At 51.7% G+C, this 15,241-nt stretch carries 10 protein-coding genes; 4 read left to right on the forward strand and 6 right to left on the reverse strand.

Translation table 11 applies throughout. The features are described 5' to 3' along the window. Positions 1–324 precede the first annotated feature (324 nt). On the reverse strand, positions 325–1,242 hold the full coding sequence (locus tag ABGM91_RS04070; protein WP_290565585.1) for a glycoside hydrolase family 16 protein: 918 nt from the start codon (positions 1,240–1,242) through the stop codon (positions 325–327). A gap of 146 nt (positions 1,243–1,388) precedes the next feature. On the opposite strand from ABGM91_RS04070, the gene ABGM91_RS04075 reads away from it, so the two are divergent. Further along, positions 1,389–1,937 carry a methylated-DNA--[protein]-cysteine S-methyltransferase gene (locus tag ABGM91_RS04075; RefSeq protein ID WP_290565584.1) on the forward strand — a complete coding sequence of 183 codons (549 nt, stop codon included), beginning with the start codon at positions 1,389–1,391 and terminating at the stop codon, positions 1,935–1,937. Positions 1,938–1,963: 26 nt separating this feature from the next. On the opposite strand, the gene ABGM91_RS04080 is transcribed toward ABGM91_RS04075, so the two are convergent. Continuing rightward, positions 1,964–2,557 carry an FHA domain-containing protein gene (locus tag ABGM91_RS04080; RefSeq protein WP_290565583.1) on the reverse strand — a complete coding sequence of 198 codons (594 nt, stop codon included), beginning with the start codon at positions 2,555–2,557 and terminating at the stop codon, positions 1,964–1,966. 310 nt (positions 2,558–2,867) lie between these two features. Between ABGM91_RS04080 and obgE the strand changes: the two genes are divergently transcribed. From obgE to ABGM91_RS04095, 3 genes are all read left to right on the forward strand, one after another. Further along, positions 2,868–3,920 (forward strand): GTPase ObgE, encoded by a 1,053-nt coding sequence (gene obgE / locus ABGM91_RS04085; protein ID WP_290565582.1) that lies wholly within the window; start codon positions 2,868–2,870, stop codon positions 3,918–3,920. Between the two features lie 32 nt (positions 3,921–3,952). Then, the gene (locus ABGM91_RS04090; protein ID WP_354833895.1) at positions 3,953–5,110 is read left to right on the forward strand and encodes an aminoglycoside phosphotransferase family protein; all 1,158 of its coding nucleotides are present in this window, start codon (positions 3,953–3,955) and stop codon (positions 5,108–5,110) included. A gap of 133 nt (positions 5,111–5,243) precedes the next feature. Further along, positions 5,244–6,269 (forward strand): hypothetical protein, encoded by a 1,026-nt coding sequence (locus ABGM91_RS04095; protein ID WP_354833897.1) that lies wholly within the window; start codon positions 5,244–5,246, stop codon positions 6,267–6,269. A gap of 48 nt (positions 6,270–6,317) precedes the next feature. Here ABGM91_RS04095 and ABGM91_RS04100 read toward each other — a convergent pair whose 3' ends face one another. From ABGM91_RS04100 to ABGM91_RS04115, 4 genes are all read right to left on the reverse strand, one after another. Further along, complete coding sequence (locus ABGM91_RS04100) at positions 6,318–7,355, reverse strand: glycosyltransferase (protein WP_354833899.1); 1,038 nt, start codon at positions 7,353–7,355, stop codon at positions 6,318–6,320. A gap of 324 nt (positions 7,356–7,679) precedes the next feature. Then, the gene (locus tag ABGM91_RS04105; protein ID WP_354833901.1) at positions 7,680–8,081 is read right to left on the reverse strand and encodes a hypothetical protein; all 402 of its coding nucleotides are present in this window, start codon (positions 8,079–8,081) and stop codon (positions 7,680–7,682) included. Between the two features lie 360 nt (positions 8,082–8,441). Next, a complete protein-coding gene (locus tag ABGM91_RS04110) occupies positions 8,442–9,002 on the reverse strand; it encodes a hypothetical protein (RefSeq protein ID WP_354834888.1) in 561 nt (186 codons plus the stop codon). Continuing rightward, entirely contained in the window at positions 8,981–14,884 is a 5,904-nt protein-coding gene (locus tag ABGM91_RS04115; protein ID WP_354833903.1) for an RHS repeat-associated core domain-containing protein, read from the reverse strand. The genes ABGM91_RS04110 and ABGM91_RS04115 overlap by 22 nt, the downstream gene beginning before the upstream one ends. Between the last annotated feature and the right edge of the window lie 357 nt (positions 14,885–15,241).

Genomic DNA, 15,241 nt, shown 5'->3' on the forward strand with positions numbered 1-15,241 from the left:
GAAGGACGTATTCCCACGGCTTGAATTTAACATAGCCAATTGGAAACGGAGTCTCCGGCTTTCATACCTGGTTCATTCCGGAAAACAACGGAGGATTATCCCTTACAAGGGCCAGGAGACTCTTGTTCCCAGCAGGGCAGCCGTCAAAAGACCCGGTGGAAGGATTGTCTCCACGGTTTGAATGAAAAACGCCAGCCGGGAATGAAGGCCTCCCGGCCTTCCTGGAGCAATTTATTCCGGAGCGCAACGGAGAGACGCTTCAAAAAAGCCCAAACTCCGTTGATCCTCCGGACAGCCGCACCCCGGCGCGAAAAAAAGACAGCCCTATTTCTTCTTCGGCAATCCGGTTTGCGGATCAAACTGCTTGGCCTGCTGGGCGTGCTCCTTCGTCTGGTAAAACCGGACGTAATCAATCAGGAACTTCACGGGATAGCCCTGGCCGTCCTTCGGAGCTTTCTCGCACCAGTTGCCGCCCACGGCGGAATTGAGAATCAGGTAAAACGGCGTGCGGAACGGATTGCCCTCATCCTTGGTGTAATTCGTGGTATTCAGGTCAATGGACTTCACGAGCTTGTCATCTACCATCAGTTTGATGGAATCCTTGTCCCATTCCATGACGTAAGTATGGAAATCATCGGAAAGATGATCAATCTTCACCGTGCCCCCGCGGGAGGCGTCCTTGCTGGATACGCCGTCCGGGCTTAAATGGAAGGTGGAGTAAACCACGTCCGGCTGCTGGGAGATGTTTTCCAGCATATCAATCTCCCCGTTGCCGGGCCAGCCCCACTTGTTCTTGCCAAGCAGCCAGATGGCAGGCCAGATGCCCTTGGTCTTGGGAACTTTGGCCCGCACTTCCAGCCTGCCGAACATGAAGTTTTTCGTCTTGATCGTGGTGACGGATCCGGACGTATAAGGCATGAACTTGGTATTCCTGATCCAGTCCGCCGGGCTCTTCTTGTAATTGACATTGGCGAACTTTTCAAAATGAGTCTCCAGCACCAGGCAGCCGTCCTCCACCCTCATATTCTTCGGGCGTCCGGTATAAGTCTGCTGGGAACCCTGGTTGCGCACCACGCCCAGTTCCGGCTTCCATTTCTTGGCGTCTATCTTGGAACCGTTGAACTCATCCCCCCAAACGTAAACCCATCCGCCGGGAAGGGTTTTAGGGGGTTTGACGTCTTCTCCCTTTCCGGACATGCAGAAGCATGCGGTCAACAGCACGGCAAACAGGCTTTTCTTCATACGGAGCAATACTGTACCCGGAATCCCGGCCTTTCAAACAAAATACGTCCGGACAGTGCCTTTTCCCCGCCTCCTGTTCCCGGAATGGCAAAACTACCGGTAAAATGAATCGAAACCTCCCTCCGCCGCATGCTATTATTTACGGCATGAAGACAAATCCCTCTCCCCGTGGTCCGGCTCTTCTTCATCAAACTCCGGCAGGCTCCATCGTCATCGTGGAGAACGGAACAGCTGTCACGCATGTCTTCTTTGGCCGCCTGATGCAGCCGGAGCATGTGGAATGGAAGGAAACGCCCCTGCTGCGCCGCACAGCCCGGCAACTGGACGAATACTTCCAAGGCACGCGCCGCACTTTTGACGTGCCGTTATCCCCGCAGGGAACGGAATTTGAACAAACGGTCTGGAAAGCCCTTCAGACCATTCCCCATGGAGAAACCAGAAGCTACGGAGACATCGCCCGGCAAATAGGGCGTCCGTCCGCCTGCCGGGCCGTGGGGCATGCCAACAACCAGAACCCCATCGGCATCATCATCCCCTGCCACCGGGTCATTGGAGCCAACGGCAAATTGACCGGCTATGCAGGCGGCCTGACCATCAAGCAATACCTGCTGGAACTGGAACAGGGGGCCGTGGCCCCGTTCATGCTGTTTCCGGATACGGAACGCATGTTATGGGACATCCCCGCTGATTCCTGATTCCGGCACAGAAGCCGCGCCCGTTCTCAGTGCGGTGCGTCCTCCTGTGGAGGAGTCATGGACTTCAAGGCGGCCTTGGGAGATTCAATGCCGAGCCACTGGAGGGGCAGCAGCTCTCCCGTCAGCTTGTAATGCTTGTACGTCAAACCGGCGAAGACGGCCAGGAGAAACATCAGGACGGCATACAGGGCCATCCACAAATAATTTTTCCGCGCCGTACGGGTAGCCTGGTCCGCCAGCTGCTGCAAATTCCGCATGGCGGGAGAGGGGGCCGTGTTCTCATCCTCCTCTTCATCCGGAGCTGGAGACAGGCCGGGGGAAGGCTCTTCAACAAACCGGAGCCGGGCATCCCCCAAGGCTATCTCGTCCCCGTCGTAAAGGGGAGCGCCTCCCATGGGTGTCAGCCCGTTAATTTTAATTCCATTGGTGGAGCCGAGGTCTTCAAGGACATAGCCGCCTTCCTTGAACTGGAGCAGGGCATGCTCCCCGGACACGGATTGAAAAGGCAGCACGATTTCACAATGTTCGTCCCGCCCGATGCGGGCGAAATATTCGCCGTTCTTCGGAAGGACTATGGTTTTCTCGGAACCGTCGGGGAGTTGGATGGAAAGGCGGGGCATGATTTGCGGGCATGATGCCATGCCGATGCTCATTTTCAATCCAAAAGACCGTTTGCGCCTCCTCCGGCAGTAAAAAACACCGGAGTGCCTCCGAATGGCGGCAGCCTGGTTTCAGAACAGCGGCATTCCCTGGCAACGGCTTCTTTATGCCGTTTTTTACCGGTGACGGCTTTGCCGCCCCACCAGGGCCGTTTTCTGCCGCGGCGCCTATTTCCTGTTCACTGGAAAAGTCAGCGCCACATGCCATGGAAAAGCCGTACAGTCCTGCACTTGTCTTGCGTTTGAGGGGGAAATGTTTCATATTCAGAACATGTTTGTTGACAACATCCGCATATTTGCCAGGGCAGGAAAGGGAGGAAACGGGCTCGTCAGTTTCCGCAGGGCCAAATTCGTGCCCAAGGGCGGCCCGGACGGCGGCGACGGCGGCGATGGCGGAAGCGTCATTCTGGAGGTGGACCCGCATACGAATGACCTGCGCTCCTTTTTCTATGATCCCAAACTGATTGCCACGGATGGAGTAGGCGGCCAGGGTGCCAAAAAACATGGCAAAAACGGCAAATCCGTCATCGGGAAAGTGCCTCCCGGCACCATCATTTACCGCAGCAATGCGTCTTCCATGTCGGAGGCAACATGGCTGGAACGGGAAGGCGAAGGCATTGAGCTGGAAAAAATTGCGGACCTGACGGAAATCGGCACCCGGTTCACGCTGTGCCAGGGGGGCATAGGCGGCAAGGGCAACTGGCATTTCCGTTCTGCGACCAACCAGGCCCCCACGGAAGCCGAATTGGGGACGGAAGGGGAGGAAGGCGTCTTTTTCATGGAACTGCGCCGCATTGCGGACGCCGGACTGGTGGGCTACCCCAATGCGGGCAAAAGCACTCTGCTGGGCGACATCTCGCAAGCCAAGCCCAAGGTTGCCAACTATCCCTTCACCACGCTCCAGCCCATCATCGGGGTGGTGGAATTCAACAGCTTCCGCCGCTGCATCGTGGCTGACATTCCCGGCATCATTGAGGGAGCGCATAACAACCGCGGCCTGGGACATGAATTCCTGCGCCACATCACGCGCTGCAAGGTGCTGGTCTTCGTTCTGGACATGGCCGGCAGCGAAGGCCGCGACCCCATTGAAGACCTTCAGAACCTCCGCACGGAGATCAAACTGTACAGTGAAGACCTGGCCAAACAACCCTGGTTCGTCGTCGCCAATAAAATGGACCTGGAAGGCGCAGAGGAAAACCTGAACAACTTCCGCATGCGTTTCCCGAAGGTGGACGTCATTCCCATCTCCGCCCTCAACGGGGATGGCATTTCCCAGCTCAAAAGCAAGCTTGATGAGCTTGTAGGCTATAAATTCGTCCGTTAAAGCTAACCGCCAATCCTCTCTCCCCATCCGACATGACCGCTCCGTTTACTGAAGCAACAGACCCCAGCCAGCTTTTGTGCCGCATCGCCGGAATTGGAGACCTCTTCGCCATTGAAGGGGAATTCGTCACTGGGAAGGAAATCCCCAGCGGCCATATCAACACCACCTACAAGGCCACCTACCGTAAAAGCGACGGGACGGAAGACTCCTACATCCTCCAGCGTATCAACGACTACGTATTCAAGGATCCCAGGGCCGTCATGCGCAATGTGGAGAAAGTCACGCGCCACATCAACTGGAAAGTCCTGCGCCGCCTGAAGGACTCCGCCGGGCAGACCCTCAATCTTTATCCGGCCCGCGGAGGGCGCAACTACATTGACATTCCCGGTGACGGCATCTGGCGCTGCTACAATTACCTGGCCGGCACGCACACCTATGACGTGGTGGAAAACACCCGGCAGGCTTACCAGGCCGGATTTGCGTTCGGCTCCTTCCAGGACTTGATCAGTGATATGAATCCGGAGGACATCGTGGAAACCATCCCCGGCTTCCACCATACCCGGAACCGTTTCAACCGCCTGATGGAAGTGGCGGAACAGGACCCCCGGGAACGCCTTTCCACCTGCCTTCCGGAACTGGACTTCATCAAGGCGCGGGAAGAGGATGTAGACCGCCTGCTGGACCTTCAGGCCAGCGGCGTGCTCCCCACCCGCATCACCCATAATGACACCAAGATCAACAACGTCATGCTGGATGAAGATACGGACCACGCCGTCTGCGTTATTGACCTGGATACGGTCATGCCCGGACTTGTCCTGTACGACTTCGGCGACATGGTCCGCACCGTCACCCCGCCCACGGAAGAAGATGAGGAAGACCTGGACAAGGTGCGCATGCGCATGCCCATGTTCCAGTCCATCGTGGAGGGTTACCTGGCCGCCGCCCACGGCTTCCTGACGCAGGCGGAAATAGACCAGCTTGCCTTTTCCGGAAAACTTATCACGCTGGAAATCGGCATCCGGTTCCTGACGGACTACCTGGAAGGGGACCAGTACTTCAAAGTCTCCCGTCCGGACCACAACCTCATCCGCTGCCGCACGCAGCTCAAGCTGGTGGAATGCATTGAACGGGAGCTTCCGGTCATGGAACAATACGTCCAGCGCCTGGCCAGGGGATTTGCCAGAAAATAGGGGGCTGAGTCCCTGTACCAATTTTTCATTCCCGGAGGGACGGCTGCACGCCGTCCCTTATTATTTATCTATTGTTTGAACACTGCGGCGATTTCCATAATCCAAGAAACATTCCACGCAATCGCCACAAACCATGTTTGAAGTACCGGATATTCAACTCAATCAATATGGCAAGCCGGCAAGGATCATGTATCTGGCCCCCTATGCCCCCGACGCTCCCGATTTCTCCAAAAAGCCCTATACCGGCAACGGAGGCTATCCCCAGTATCACTACAATATTTACAAGGCCATCCAGGACATCGGCTACGACGTCGTCCCCACCTCCAAACCCTATTCCGTGCAATTTGCCAAAGGAAACGTGGACTACGTGTTCTCCCTGATGAACAGGTTCGCCATGTCCAAGCCTGAAATATTCATCTCCTCTTATTGCGAATTCATCCAGGTTCCCTATCTGGGAGCTCCGCCCAACATCCGCGCCATTGCGGAGGACAAGTTCCTGACCAAAATGGTGTTCCGCTCCCTGGGCTTGAACATTCCGGAAGGCATGGGGCTGTCCAGGGAAAAAGGCATTCCGGACAAGGCGCCCTTCCCCGGCCCCTACTTCGTCAAAAAACGGTTTGGGGCCGCTTCCGGCGGCATCCGGGAAGACAGCATCTGCGGCTCCTGGGAAGCAGTCGCCGCATGTGCCGAACGCCTCATGAAGGAAGGACACGAAGTGCTCGTGGAACAATACTGCGAAGGCATTGACGTGACGGTCCCCGTTCTAGGCGGAGAAAAGCCCATTATCCTGGGATACGTGCAGCCGAAATCCGACAAACCGGGCAGCATCATCACGGAAGACCTGAAACTGCATGACCACCTGGGCTACCAGATAGTCTCCGTGCACGACCTGGAACAGGACATCGCCAGAGACGTCCAGAAAGTCTGGGACGCCCTGGGCCCCATGGACTACTTCCGAATCGACTACCGCATTGACTTTGAAAAAGGTGAACGGCGCATCCTGGAAATGAACATCTGTTGCCACCTGGGCAAAAGCGGTTCCATCTGCCTGGCTGCCGCGGAACACGGCTACTCCCAGGCGGATCTGCTCAAATACATCCTCGCCTACAGCATGAACAGGCAGAAAAACCTCTGCCAATATGGCACGTGGCTTATCTGACCGTATACGGCAACAGAACACATGCCAATCATGGCGGGGGGAAGGATGCTAATCCGGTATCCGGCTGATTGCTTCAAACACCTCCCGCCAGCTTTCCCTGGACGCCTCCAGCCCTCCCAGGGCCATGCCGCGTTCCCGGGCGGCGGAGGCCATGTCCTCCCGGTAATGCGGCTCCCAGGCCATCTTGGTGGCGTACGTGATGAAATCCCCGGGGCTCTCGCACAACCATCCGGTTTTCCCGTGTTCCACCATCTGTTCCCAGCCTCCGCGCTTGTCCACAATCAGCACGCTTCCGCTTGCCATCGCTTCAAAACCTACGCGCGGCCAATTCTCCGTCGTATCCGTGGGTTGCAACACAATGTGGCACCTTTGGTAAAACTCCTGCTGGGACAATGATTTTTGGTCATGGAACGTCTCCACCCAGCCGGGAGGCTTGCCGGTCTTTGCCTCACTCCGGTGGTCAAACCCGAGAAAAGTTCCGCTCTTCCGGACGGGAGAAGCGAAATTCTCGTAAATGTGCCATGTATCCTTGCTGAATTTATCCTCATCCTGCCGGGAAATATGTCCCGCGCCGAACCAGTCCGCGGATCGCTGGGCAATGAAGGGAAAATCAGTCGTATCAAAATACGGCTTGAACGTCATGAAGCGGATGGACGGATCAGCATTCAAGGCTCTCAGGCGCGGCATCATGTTCTTCCTCACCCGGTCATTCTGGTAAAGAAACAGGGAAATATCTCCCCTCTTCATAGCTTCCTTTTCCCGTCCGAAAAGCCAGGTCATGCAATTGACGAAGACCGTCTTTCTCGTCCGTTTCCGTATCTCCGGCAGCGCAGCCAGGAACTCTTCATTGCAAAAACTGATGACGGGCGCGCCTTCCGGAATAGCTGACCAGTCATACCCCTCATGCACTGTGACGCCCCGCTCAACCATTTCCGGATAAAGCTCGGCACGGTGAATGTTTTTCTGCGTGGGGACAAGATGTATATCCACATCCATATGCCCCCAAACCTTAATCTGGTGGTAAAGCTCGGCTCCCGCCCCTCCATAGAGGGACGGAAAACCAGCCACATAGAGGATATCAAGCATTGTGGACAGAAAATATAATGATTCGCATGATGAATTCCATTCAAAATGTTAATTTAAACGACAACACCTTGTCACAATAAACAAATCTATTATTTGTTAATTAATTTCAAAGACTCCGCATCGAGAAAGTCTGCTAAATCAACATAAGACTGTTTGATTACTTTTTCCATAATTGCAGGATCATTCATATTCACTCTTTCGAGGCTATATTTTGAAAAATTCTTTTTGATAAAAGGATACATTAAATCGCTTCCTGTTTTTCCCGTCGCCTCGAAAATTATATTATCCCATTCCATGCCATATTGAGACAAATACTCATTTAAATTATTTTCTTTTTTCGTTAAATTCTTTTAGATTCTTATCTGAATTATTCTTCAAAAGAAGAGAATTGATTAAAAAACATTCGTAAAAATATTTTTTGATTGCCTCGGGTGCGTCAGAAAAATTCTTATCTTTATAAAATTTAATATTTTGCTTTATTATAAATTTATGATTGCAATCATCAAGTATTATGGATGGATATTCAGATTTTCCAACAGCGCGCAACAGGAATGCAGCAGCTTGAAAAGCAATTCTTTCAATTGCCAATTTTTCTTTACACAAAAATGCATTGTCTGTATTTATTTTTGCTGTTGGGATCTCAACATGTTCAGCGTATGAATCAACAGGAAATAGAAGAAGACATAAAATTATTAAAGCATTCTTGATCATAAGTGTATTTATCATATGTATATTGAAACTGTTTTTTACATGACCAATACTCTCCATAGATAAAACCTAATGTTGATAAGAAGAATTTTGATTGACCTTTGTTTTCAGCGACAGAAGAAGCTCCTATAGAAGAATTTGCTTCGCCCCCCCGTAATACTCTGCTCAAACACTTCCAGATGAAGCCCGGCCCGGTGAACGTTTTCTTGCGTGGGTATAAGATGCATATCCGCATCCATGTGTCCCTAACCTTAACCTGGTGGTAAAGCTCGGCTCCCGCTCCACCATAGAGGGACGGAAAGCCGATGATGTAGAAAGATCCCATAGTTAGTTATTCCCTTGTAGAGGACATTTCCCTAAGAATTAACATATGAATTGTTACTTATTCCTTATTGCCATGTCTAATATTTTTAAGGCATTATCACATCCATCAGTAAAATAATTATCCTTATTTTGAAATAATATCCATTTCCTCACGATGCTGAGTTGATCTTTTGTATAGGAATGATATATATAATCTACTTCTTTTTGTACGTAGTCCCGTATTCTTTCTGAAAAACAAATTACAATAAGTTTATTCATCATCCATTCCTCAGTGTCTGTCATATAATTATCTGCTCCTGATATTTCCTCCATATAGGAATTCCTGATAATAGAAGGGAAAAAATATGAAAGAGCGCCGATTGATGAAAAATTCACAAATTCCGCATTATAATACCATTGGATGGCAGGAACATCAATCCAACGTTTGTTTAAAAATGGCTTGGCACATTCTGTTGCTTCATCATCAGGATAGTCCGGATTTTCAATAAGCTTCCAAATATTATCTGTCGGAAAAAAAGAATTTTCTAGAGGAAATTCTTTTTCCACTTCCTGAATCATGTCATTTAGGTTTTTATGAGTATAATAATCCATTTTTATGGTAATTTCTTTCTGCATTCATCATATAGATTCCAACATCTCCTGGCACCATTTCCTATTCCTTCAGATTGCTCTATATGTCCAGCATCCCCACCATCAAAGCAATTTGAATCGTATGCTTTTCTTGCTTTCTCGGCATTTTCTAATTTTTGAGCTCGGTTCTTAAAATCCTCACAATCAGAAACTTTTGGATGCTCTGGGATACACAATTCTTTGCATGATTGACCGCGGGATGCTTTTTTTGCTTCACGTTTTATCCGTCTTAATTCTTCACAGTCTATTTTAGGCTTTGTATCAGAAACAGGAATTGCAACTGGTTCAACCTTTGGCGTAATTTCTTCAGATATTTTTTTTACTACTTTTCGAATAGTCCCTGGTTCAACAACTTCTGTAATGGCTGCCCCAACAACAACAATAGCAGCAATAGCTAATCCTATGGGATTAACCAAAGCAATTGCAAAGCCAAATTGTCCACGGACATCTATTAGGCTACAAGGCATATTGGACACATATGTGTAAGAATTATCCTGCGCTCTTTCTACAATAGGATCTCGATTAATCCATCTGCCATCCAAATCATTGTAATACCTGTAATTATAATATACCAGCCCCAATTCGTCATCAGAGTATTCAGAAGAAGACCTAAACGGATTGTCCTCTGCCATATTGCCTTCCATCCTGAGGACATTGCCGTATGGACCGTATTCGTACAGAGCCCGGCGCTCTCCCTGGGTATCGAATAGGCCTGTGGTATTTTTCAGCAGGTCATGCGTATAAAAAAGGTTTTCCACATAGGTTCCCGTTTCGTCGAATGTAGTCATTGCAAGGATTCGTGTTGCTGTGGACTCCATCGGATCCCATAGATAGGTTTTCCGAAGAACAGGTTGTACCGTTTCCGTCGCATTGACTGCATCCAGTTCCGCAAGTTGGAGAAAACCACGGTAAATAAACCGTTTCCGGGACACTAGTACTTCTCCTTCATAGACTGCTTTTTCCACTCTCCTGTTCAGATAGTCGTAACGGCATTCCACCCGCTTGGCGTCTTGCGTGAATCTGACCGCCTGATTCAGGGCGTTATACTTTACCTCCCACTCGCCTGTAGAGGTTTTTACCTTAATCTGGTTGCCGTCTTCGTCGTACTCCCGTATCGAAGGCCTTTCTTCTCCACCGGTAATGGAAGTGTACTGGTTGAGGCTATTTGTTTCATAAACGATTTCAACTTCTTCCGTACCTCCCCGGGAAGGCGCACGATCACCGGAAACGTACTGGTTGAGATTATTCGATACATAAACGGTGGAAGGCGCTTCCGCTCCTTCCTGGGAGGTTAACCGATTGCCGATATTGTCATAGGAGTAGCTGTACGTTCCACCCCGGCTCATCGCGTCCGCTGCCAGCTCTCCCCGGTCATTATACGTGTACACATGAATGAGATCGGGATTGGGAGTATTGAAGTAATCCTTCTTTTCCAGGGGGCGCCCCAGCGCATCGTAAGTATAGTCGACTTTAGCCACATAGTCGGAGCTCCCGGGACGCTGGTAGGCTATTTTAGTCAGCAAGTCACGCTTTTCCTCCCGGGTATACCATCTCTTGAGGGCGTTGGGATAGGTAAGCGTTTCCAAAAGTCCATGAACTGCATGATAGCCGTAGGTAAACCGTTCGCCTGCATGCCTGAGAGAAACGGTGCCAAGGCGTTTATACATATCATAATTCCAAATGGTCTGAAAAACGACATCGTCTTTGTATTGCAAACCATAGCCCGAAAGCCGTCCCAGACTGTCAATTTGGTAGTCAAGCCGGCTGGCCACCAGACCTGCCGTATTTTCCCGTACCGCTTCATTATATTGGTTATAGGAAATCGTGCGCGTACCGGAATCATCCGTTACCTGCGTAAGGAGATTGAGATGGTTATACGTGTAACCTATGGCCGGCGTGGCATCATTGTGGGTGACAGAGAGTAGATTCCCCGTCAACTCATCATAGCCGTAAGTCGTCATAAGATGAGTTCCCTGTTCATCAACCGTCCGGGCTTGTGATTTGGCCACCAGCCTGTTCCACCCATCATAGGAATAGGTTTCTCCATGCCCGTCAGCATAGGTTTTTGCCGTCATGAGGCCGGAACCTTCATCATAGCTCCACACGGTGGTATCGCCATCCGTCCGTTCACTCGGGTCACCCGCTATGGTTTCTTCCGGAGCCCGGAAAGTTTTGAGTTCAATCAGCCTGTCCGCATCGTCGTAAGCAAAAACAGAGGGCTGCGCTGCCGTACCATATTCAGCAGTCTTGCGTCCGCGCAAATCGTAAGCATAGCAAGCCGTTTTCCCCAGTGCGTCCGTGATGCAGGAGGGCAATGCCGTCGCCGGATCATAGGCAGTCGTAACCGTATTGCCGGCAGCGTCTGTTCTCCCGGTTTCGCGTCCGGCAAGATCAAACATGATCGTGGTTTCATTGCCGCGCGTGTCCGTCAGGATTTCCTTTTTCCCCGTGGCCGTGTAGGAACGCGCCGCGGTCGTAGTCATGTTTGCGAAATCCTTTTTGGAGACCTCATACCCGTCAATGACAAGCACTTCCGCAATGACTACGGAATCAGGAACCTGTTTCCTGATTGTACGTTTGCCGGGAGCCGTATATTCCATCCATTCCGGAATCTCATTGCCTCTCGTATCCGAAGAGATGATCTTTTCAGCAACGACTGGGGACAGGAAAGAGACCAGCGTAGACGTGCTTTTCGAGTAAGGCAGCCCGTAACTATTGTAGTTAATTACGGTCTTCACACGGTATATGCCGTCTTCCCTCCGTTCACAGGCATAGGAGTATTCTGTTACACGGGAGTTAGCCGGGGCAGGTTCTTCCGCCAACTTCCATGTCTCTTTCACTACGTTGCCGAAGGAGTCATAGTCGTAAAGCATCGGGGCCATGCCGTCCGTCCCTTTCCGCAACAGCCCGTTCTTTGTATCAAAACTGTACCGTTCATGGATGAGGCCGCCGTTGGCACTAGCCCGGGAAAGACGGACCACGTTGCCCCAGCCATCCGTTACAGATTGTTCCATGAGGACCGGTTCCCCGGCTTCCTGCGGTATAAGGGTGGAATGGAGAATCCCTTCTTCCGTGCATTCCGTTTGATAAAGCAAATGCCTCTGTCCCGTTCCGCTTTGTTCCAAAACGGTTCCATCCGCATGGCGGCGGGTGACAAGCGTAGCTCCTGCCGGCGTGGTAGCGGTTTCCGTCAATCCATCCTCACTATAGGCATAAGCATGGTCTCTCCCAAGCACGTCCGTTTCACGAACAAGCTGCCCCAGCAGGTTGTATTCCCGCCCTTCACTGGTGGCCATGGGACCGACGTCCCGCCGTATCGCCAAGGTTCTGCCAAAAGCGTCCCGCGTGTAGCTGACAATGGTTTCCGGAGTAGTTTCCGTAGCCGAACGAATGGTTTCCACAAGCTGGCGGGCCGTGTTGTAGGCATACGTAGTCATCACTCCGTCTTCATCCTTTTCCCACAAGGGGCCGCAACACATCATTTCACGTTCCGTCACGCGTCCGTTGCCGCGCGTGCGCTTGATCCATCGCCTCTCCTTGTCATATTCGTAGTCCGCCGTATCTGTCAATGCCCAGGTTCCATCCATCAGAAAAGCGTATTTTTCTATCCGGGTGTTGGTACCCTGCGCAGATACGTAAGTCAATTTGCGCTTGCTCTGCCCCGGCACAGCTTCTCCCTCAACCCGGGTTTCCGCCGTAATCCTGTACAGGGCGCCGTGCTGACTGTTTGCTTCATACTCGTAAGAGGTCTGTACTCCATTGACGGCCTGCCGCATCTTCAACCGGCCCCTTGCATGGACATTGGAAGCCGAGGGCATCCATGTTTCCGTTATTTCCACTTGCTCTCCTTCCGCACCCAGGGCAGTCGTCCGCTTAGTCACACGGCGCACGTCATTGGCTTCCTCATAGGTGTAGTGCGTGTCCCTCAACCGCACAGCTTTGATGGTAAGAACGACATATTGGTGAATGATATCCGGATCAGGACGGTCCGAGTACCGGTAATAGGTGTAGGTGCCTTTTCTTTCCCCTCCGGACCAAGGTTCCATGCGAACTGTTTCACGGCCAAAAGCGTCGTAGGCCCACGTCTTGACACTCCCGTCGGGAGCCGTCTCCCGGGACAGCTTTCCTATACTGTTATAATCGTAAGTGGTTTCCCGGGCATAGTCGGTGCCGTAGGCTTCAATGCGGCTGGTGCAAAGGTTCCCCTTGGAGGTCTGTTCATAAGTTTCACATACACGTGAAATGGGTGTTCCGGTTTCTCCGCGCTGAACGGTAGTGATCAATTTCCATGTGGTGGAAGTGACAGCCTGTTTTTCCCGCAGGGTGTAAATGGCGTCTTCTCCTTCACCCTGGGACATGCACCAGGCGCCTCCCGTTCCCTGCCAATAACGGGTAACATATGGAGAACGGCCTTCAGCCTGTTCCGTAACCGTGAGCTTGCTGGTTGCCGCATCTCCGGAAATGGAGAAAGTTTTAAAAGGGGTCCCCGTGACGGGATAAACGCCATTCGCCTTTTCCCCCACCTGCTCCGGCAGATAAAAGGCAATCACATAGCCGTCAGCCGTCACATGTTCTATGCTGGCAAGGCCATCCCACAGATTCCATATCTGGCGGATGTTTCCGTCACTCCCCCGCACGATGTCCAGGTATCGGGAAAAATCCTGCGTCGTATAGGAAGAACCAAGTTTGGAGACATACCCGGTAGCATTCTTTAGGGAAGAGAGGGAAGACCCTCCGTACAGAACGGAATTTCCCCTGTTATTGCTCACGCGCATTTCCGCGGCAAAGGAAGAAGCCGCATCGGAAGTACGGCTGCTTTCCTGTGCGTAAGTCATGGAAACGGAACCTCCCCGTTTCTTGGAGCCGCCTATGGAACCCGCACTGGCCGCGCCGGCATAGCAATAGTAGTTGACATTGGTCCCCCCATTCCTGATCTGAAAAGCCGTGTCCGCTCTCAAGGGACTTCCGGCAGGCGGCCGGATGCTGCTTGCCATCGGGTGCAGGTATTGAAGAGCGGCGGGAGTCCACAATTTGGATGAAAAGTTGTAAGCTACAATTTCCAACATGCCATAAGGCATTCCTTCCATCCCCCGGAAAGCGCCGAAATTGGTGCGCCACACCATGCTGGTTTTCCTGGTCTGGGTGGTTACGCGCCTGCCGGCGGAAGAAATGTTGCCGCGCATGGCGGGAGAAGAGAACAGCCCGCGAGCTGTAGGAAGGGGGACATCCCCTCCTGTGTTATCCATGCATCCGTCCGAGGAAGAAGGGTTGCCAACCGGATCATCACCGTCTTCATCCCCTCCATTGTTGCCGTCCGGACATGGATTGCTGGAGCTGCTGTTGGGAGAGCTGCTGCTCCCTCCGCTGCTGGAGCCGCATGCATCGTCTTCACCTTCATCATCATTGTCCATCGGCTCCGTTTCCGTATCCGGAGGAACATAGGAAGAGGAAGAACCGGTCTGATGGTCAGTGATGACCACGTTCATGTCAAAAGTAAGTTTGGCGACATTCTTCTTATGGTCCTTAAGGGTAATGTTATGATATTCCAAATGGGCCTCATGCTTCCCTCCCTGGATATCAAATGAGGTTGTCTCCGGGCTGTAAGTACCGCCTCCTTCCGGTCCGCGCGGACCGAGATCCATCACCTCTTTTTGATCCACCGTCAGCGTCGCCAAATCATCGGCGCCCATGGTGACAAAGCATTTGGCCGTTTCAGAAGGCCCCAGCGGGCGCACCTCAAATTCCCAATTCCAGTTCCGGTCAAAAGCATCCGGAGCGCTTTGATCGATGGGCGTCGGTTTTCCTCCGCTGCCGGAACTGCGCGCCCCTGTCAGGGAATTGATATCATCGTTAAATTGTTCTCTCATGGTTGAAATAGATTAATTATTGATTATCAATCATTGCTTGATTCCGGTACGGGAATCCCAGCAATAACTTTATCAATTCATTACCTATGCCAACTAATTTTTACTCTTCAACACGTCCAAAACGGGATAGGCGCGCTCCAAGGGTCATAAGAATATCTGCCATTCCATTCACTCCGGCGGCAGGAAAACTACTTCTTTCCCTTCAAAAAGAGGGGATTTTTCATTACTGTGGAAGCTTCATTGAATAACGGCTGGCTCCCCCTCGCCCGGAATAGATGACCAATCCTGTCCCCCCGGGCATCAAACCGGTCTTTTCCCGCCGGAGCCCGGTACGGGAGCCGTTACAGGCAAAAGGGA

This window comes from Akkermansia muciniphila, from assembly GCF_040616545.1.
GTDB classification, from domain to species: domain Bacteria; phylum Verrucomicrobiota; class Verrucomicrobiia; order Verrucomicrobiales; family Akkermansiaceae; genus Akkermansia; species Akkermansia muciniphila_E.

Coding starts and splice junctions, on each gene's coding strand:
- ABGM91_RS04100 (WP_354833899.1), bottom strand. CDS start 7,355: ATGCTTGATATCCTCTATGTGGCTGGTTTTCCGTCCCTCTATGGAGGG.
- ABGM91_RS04110 (WP_354834888.1), bottom strand. CDS start 9,002: ATGCAGAAAGAAATTACCATAAAAATGGATTATTATACTCATAAAAAC.
- obgE (WP_290565582.1), top strand. CDS start 2,868: ATGTTTGTTGACAACATCCGCATATTTGCCAGGGCAGGAAAGGGAGGA.
- ABGM91_RS04090 (WP_354833895.1), top strand. CDS start 3,953: ATGACCGCTCCGTTTACTGAAGCAACAGACCCCAGCCAGCTTTTGTGC.
- ABGM91_RS04080 (WP_290565583.1), bottom strand. CDS start 2,557: ATGCCCCGCCTTTCCATCCAACTCCCCGACGGTTCCGAGAAAACCATA.
- ABGM91_RS04070 (WP_290565585.1), bottom strand. CDS start 1,242: ATGAAGAAAAGCCTGTTTGCCGTGCTGTTGACCGCATGCTTCTGCATG.
- ABGM91_RS04115 (WP_354833903.1), bottom strand. CDS start 14,884: ATGAGAGAACAATTTAACGATGATATCAATTCCCTGACAGGGGCGCGC.
- ABGM91_RS04105 (WP_354833901.1), bottom strand. CDS start 8,081: ATGATAAATACACTTATGATCAAGAATGCTTTAATAATTTTATGTCTT.
- ABGM91_RS04075 (WP_290565584.1), top strand. CDS start 1,389: ATGAAGACAAATCCCTCTCCCCGTGGTCCGGCTCTTCTTCATCAAACT.
- ABGM91_RS04095 (WP_354833897.1), top strand. CDS start 5,244: ATGTTTGAAGTACCGGATATTCAACTCAATCAATATGGCAAGCCGGCA.